The sequence below is a fragment of the Nitrosomonas supralitoralis genome (assembly GCF_003011925.2).
Taxonomy (GTDB): Bacteria; Pseudomonadota; Gammaproteobacteria; order Burkholderiales; family Nitrosomonadaceae; genus Nitrosomonas; species Nitrosomonas supralitoralis.
Map to the genome: position 1 here is coordinate 1 of NZ_PXXU01000102.1, position 4664 is coordinate 4664.

The following is a 4664-nucleotide window of genomic DNA, read 5'->3' on the forward strand; positions in this document are numbered from 1 at the left end:
CGTTCATCACTTTATAACGAGATTTTTCGATCTTATGACGGCGACTTTCGTTGTGTTTATAAGGCATTGGCTTCTCTGCAGGTGAAATCCTGCAGAATTATGCCAGATGTGCCATCTTTTTACCGACAGTTCGATTTATTCAACAACTCCCAGTTTTGTTGCTCGGCTAGCGAGCTGTCATTTTCTCTTTCAGAAATTGACTTGCAGGTGCTGGTTTTCCTATGTAATACCCTTGCGCATAATCGATATCCATTTTCTCAATGATTGAAAGTATTTCTGCAGTCTCGACAAATTCTGCTGTAATTCTTTTACCAAAGCCTCTGGCAACACTGCAAAGCGCATTTACCAGAATCAGATCATCACCGCTTTCGGATAAATTACGAACAAACGAGCCATCAATTTTAACCACATCTACCGGCAATTCCCGCAAGTAATAAAATGACGAGAAACCAACACCAAAATCATCCAACACAAAACCGCAACCTAATTCTCTAATTTCTATCATCAATCCGCGTGCACCGGGCAAATCTTCCAATGCCGCGGTTTCAGTGATTTCAAACATCACACATGCAGGATCCAGTTTATGCGATGTCAATTCCGCCTTGAGGATGGGCAATAACTCGGGATCATTGAAGGCATGGGCAGACAGATTGATTGAGAAACTAACCCTGAATCCAGCTTGGTAAATTTGGGCCAGCTGCGCAATGGCTTTGCGCAGCACCATATGATCAATCGCATGAATTAATCCAGTATGCTCAGCCGCGGGGATAAAATCAGCCGGCGACAGCACCGTACCATCAATATCCAGCATGCGCAGCAATACTTCATAGTGTAAAATTTCCTTCGATTTCACATGCATTATCGGTTGTAAATACAAAACGAAATTATCATGCAAATGCGAGTACTCGATTTTCTCTTTCCAATAAACCAAGGTATGAATGCGTTCACGACTCCGATCTTTATCCGAAAATAGATACCAAGCATTCCGCCCCTTCGCTTTTGCCTGATACATGGCAAGATCAGCGGCTGCCAGCAAGTCATGTATATTGGCACCATGTTCTGGAAACAATGCAATCCCGATACTGGCAGAAATTTTGTGGGTACGATTATTGATCGTTAATTGCGCCAATCCCAACTGATCCAGCACCTTCTTGGCAACCTCTATTGCCCCATTGGGATTTATCTCCGGCAATATAATCGCAAACTCATCTCCCCCCAGGCGTCCTGTTATATCATTCGCACGAATAGTCTGTGCCAGCATGCTTGCAACCATTTTAAGTAATGTATCACCAGCCTGATGTCCGCTGGTATCGTTGATATACTTAAAACGATCCAGATCAAAGAATAATAAAGCACCGGGATGACGGTATCGTTCAGCCCGGCTTATCACCTGTTCCAACTCCTCGCTAAAGCGACGCCGGTTAAACAAATTAGTCAAAGGATCATGGTCAGCCAGCCAGGCTAGATGACCTTCGACTCGCTTATACTCAGTAACATCCAACCCGACTGACAAAATTGACGGCTCATCGGGTGATCTACAGGATAAATGTGAATGTAACCAGGCGACATGACGCGTTGTTCCATCCTTGCAATGGGTAATGGCTTCATGACGCAATTGCCCCCTCTTCCCGCTATGGACTTCCTTAAAGCGGGAAAGCATTTCATGTGATTCATATTCCGGAATCAAGCTATTCTGAAAAGATTTGCCCTGTAGTTCACTTTCCGTATATTGAGTTAACATCTCTCCATATTCATTCAATGACATAATTCTGCCGTCAGAATCCTGTGTCAGAACAATTGCTTGTGCAGTATCCAGCAAATGCTTTACGAAATCTCGCTCTTTACTAAGCTCATCCTTTTGCTCGATCAACATTTCGGTCCGATTCGATACTTCCTGCTCCAGTTTTTCCAATTGTAGCGACAAAGACACAGCTGCCTCCGACAACGTATCGACCTCATCCCTAAAACGCTGCACACGGCCTGTTGAAGCCAGCGACAAGCGGAATTTTTCAAACTGGCCACTAGCAAGGAGCGGAAGTACCATAGCAACATCTTTGAGCTTGGCCAATAATCTGGTGAAGATTAAGAATAATAAAATCTCAGAGCAAATCAATCCAAGCAAGCCAATGAATGCGATTTTCCATATGGAATCATGAATATTGATTACCGCAGACGTAACATCTGTGATGATAACCAGATAAGCTTTATCAGGCTCGTATGAATTGAGAGGAAACAATTTTAATTGATGATATTGATCATTCCAGCGCATCTGGATTCCTTCACTCAGTGCGGACATATCCTTATAGTCCTGTGCCACCTTGTTGAGAATCTCGAGATTTATTGCTTTATTGGTAAGTGCTGAGATATGAATATTCCAATGCAAGACAGCAAAATCATTTTGCATCAAATTATCTTGTTCTGTGATTAGCAAACCTATATCAGCGCCGGAAACTCGCTTAAAAGCCAAAAGCGCATCCGCCAGGGAAATCCCCATCACCACCACACCTGATTTCTTTCCTTCTACCAGCAGGGGCGCAACAATGTATTGAATGCAACTTTCCTGGCACAGCAGCGGATTGATCGGTCGTTCGGATTGATTTACCTGACTTACCCAAGTCGATAGTAAAATATTGTCGTCGATGTTTGTGGCCAGACTGTCCCAACTGGCACTGAGTTGATTCAATGGATCATAGAAATGGATAAACTCAACACTGTTATGAAATTGCAGCAAGGTCCAATGAGGATCAAAAACGCTGTCAATGTTTTCACTATCATTTATTAACAATGCTTCTTTCATGCCATCCAGAAATGGAATCATTTCTGCAAGCTGATATAAATTCTGCGAAGTGTTTATGATGAGGTTATTAACTTCTCTGGCATAACGTCGGTACTCAGTCTCTCGCTGACTGTCAAAATTAGCCATTAAACCCAAATAGCTAACAAAACAAAACAACATAACAACGGACAGCAATATCAAACTGCTGCTTAGTGAAATTTTCCATCTTAGACTGCGGAACCTGCGGTCCTTATGGTTCGATACAATAAGCGCTTTCTCCAATTTAGTCTCGGTACTGTTTTCCATCCGCAAGCCAGCTAAAAACGATAAGAGGCCTGGATCGCAAAAAGATGCCAGTGCTGACTAAGTGGACCTTCACTCGTTGGATTGTCTAATCTTGAAAGCCATGCTGTTCCATTTACGTAATGATACTCAGCACGAAGCATGAATTTTGGCGTAGCATCCCAACGAAGGCCCACGGTAATGTCTTTAGCAAAACGGCTTTCTGCGGGTCCTTTAGTGCGTTTAGCAAATTCGCTGCCGTCACGATCTGCTCTATCTGTGTAGAGGGCATCATACCTCAGAATACCCGTCCAATTTGGAGTAAAACGGTATTCGCCTTGGAAATAATAACTCTCGCCAACGAAATTTAGACCATTGAGCCCTCGGACAGTTGGATTGTTTCCAAAATCATTATTATATTGGAAAGAGCGTATTGCATACTCGGAAGTCAACGTCCAACGTTCTGCATTATATTGTGCAGAAAAATAGATTGGTGTGAACTGTAACGCACCAGGGCCTATTGAATCATTCAATCTTCTATTAGGATCATAGGATGTATTTAACCATATTCCACTAATACCTAAACGAAGTCGTTTGTCATTCGTTTCAAAAATTCCACGTCCAATGTACGACACGTCTCTTTCTAAATGGCCTGGCCGCGTTGTGCCAAGAAGCGCAGTTTCCGTATCTCTGTCACTCACTATAGGTAGAAATACACCAAATTGAGTTGAAACTGTGCCCCATTTGGAAACAGCAGCTTCTCCATACAATTGTACAGAATCTCCTGAAAGGCTAACATTACGTGTCCTATCAAAATAAATTGATTGTGGCAGCATGATAGTAGGGCGTGTAAATGGTACATCACGCGTATCATTATAGAAACCAAACGGATTCTTCAATCTGCCAACGCGTATGCCAAATTGATTCACTTCATGCGAATATACTCGGTAATCTAAGAAACCATAATCGAGGCGTGGCATACCTGAGCTTCCCTTACCTGCACGGCGTGACAACACCTGCGCTGACACTTGCAATCTTGGAAGTGGGCGCGCGGAAACATTCAATCCAGTTTCTGTGAGTCCAAAGCTGCCTCCGTTATCACTATTCCCAAAAACATCATTATCTGAAGTCGTAATATACGCCTGGCTGGCAAAACCATGAATCTGCAGATCGCCAGGAAGATCTGTTTTTCGAAACCAATCGATTGTGTTCTCCACCAATCCAGGTTTTGTTGCCTCACCATCTGACCCGGTAGCTTGCACGGGTAATTCCGACGTTTGCAGCCATTTGACGGGTGATTTTATAATTTCAGGTTGTTTTTGTACCTGAATAGGCTCTTGTGCATGCACTGAAAAGCAGCCAGCACAAAATAATAACAAGGTCCATCGCCTAGTTATTCTCTGGCAAGCGCCTAAAAGACGGCTACTTAATCTCGAGCACGTTAACATTTTCATTAATATTAACTCTCCATAAATAACCGATTGAGCCAGGCGTATTAGCCACCCTGGCAAGCATCTCTTCAGCTGAATTTACTGTAATAGGCGCTTGACCGGTTCCTGAATACACTAACCGGTCCCACGTGGATCTTAATTGATAAGGAAATACT

General features: G+C 43.1%; 2 protein-coding genes and 1 pseudogene. All 3 read right to left on the minus strand.

The window, feature by feature from the left end; all coding sequences use genetic code 11:
• Positions 1 to 166 precede the first annotated feature (166 nt).
• The gene (locus C7H79_RS16390; protein WP_242447349.1) at positions 167 to 2923 is read right to left on the minus strand and encodes a bifunctional diguanylate cyclase/phosphodiesterase; all 2757 of its coding nucleotides are present in this window, start codon (positions 2921 to 2923) and stop codon (positions 167 to 169) included.
• Between the two features lie 170 nt (positions 2924 to 3093).
• Positions 3094 to 4437: a putative porin gene (locus tag C7H79_RS16395; RefSeq protein WP_242447350.1), complete on the minus strand. Its 1344-nt coding sequence runs from the start codon at positions 4435 to 4437 to the stop codon at positions 3094 to 3096.
• Between the two features lie 43 nt (positions 4438 to 4480).
• Positions 4481 to 4664, minus strand: a pseudogene (locus tag C7H79_RS18575) (hypothetical protein); the annotation flags it as partial.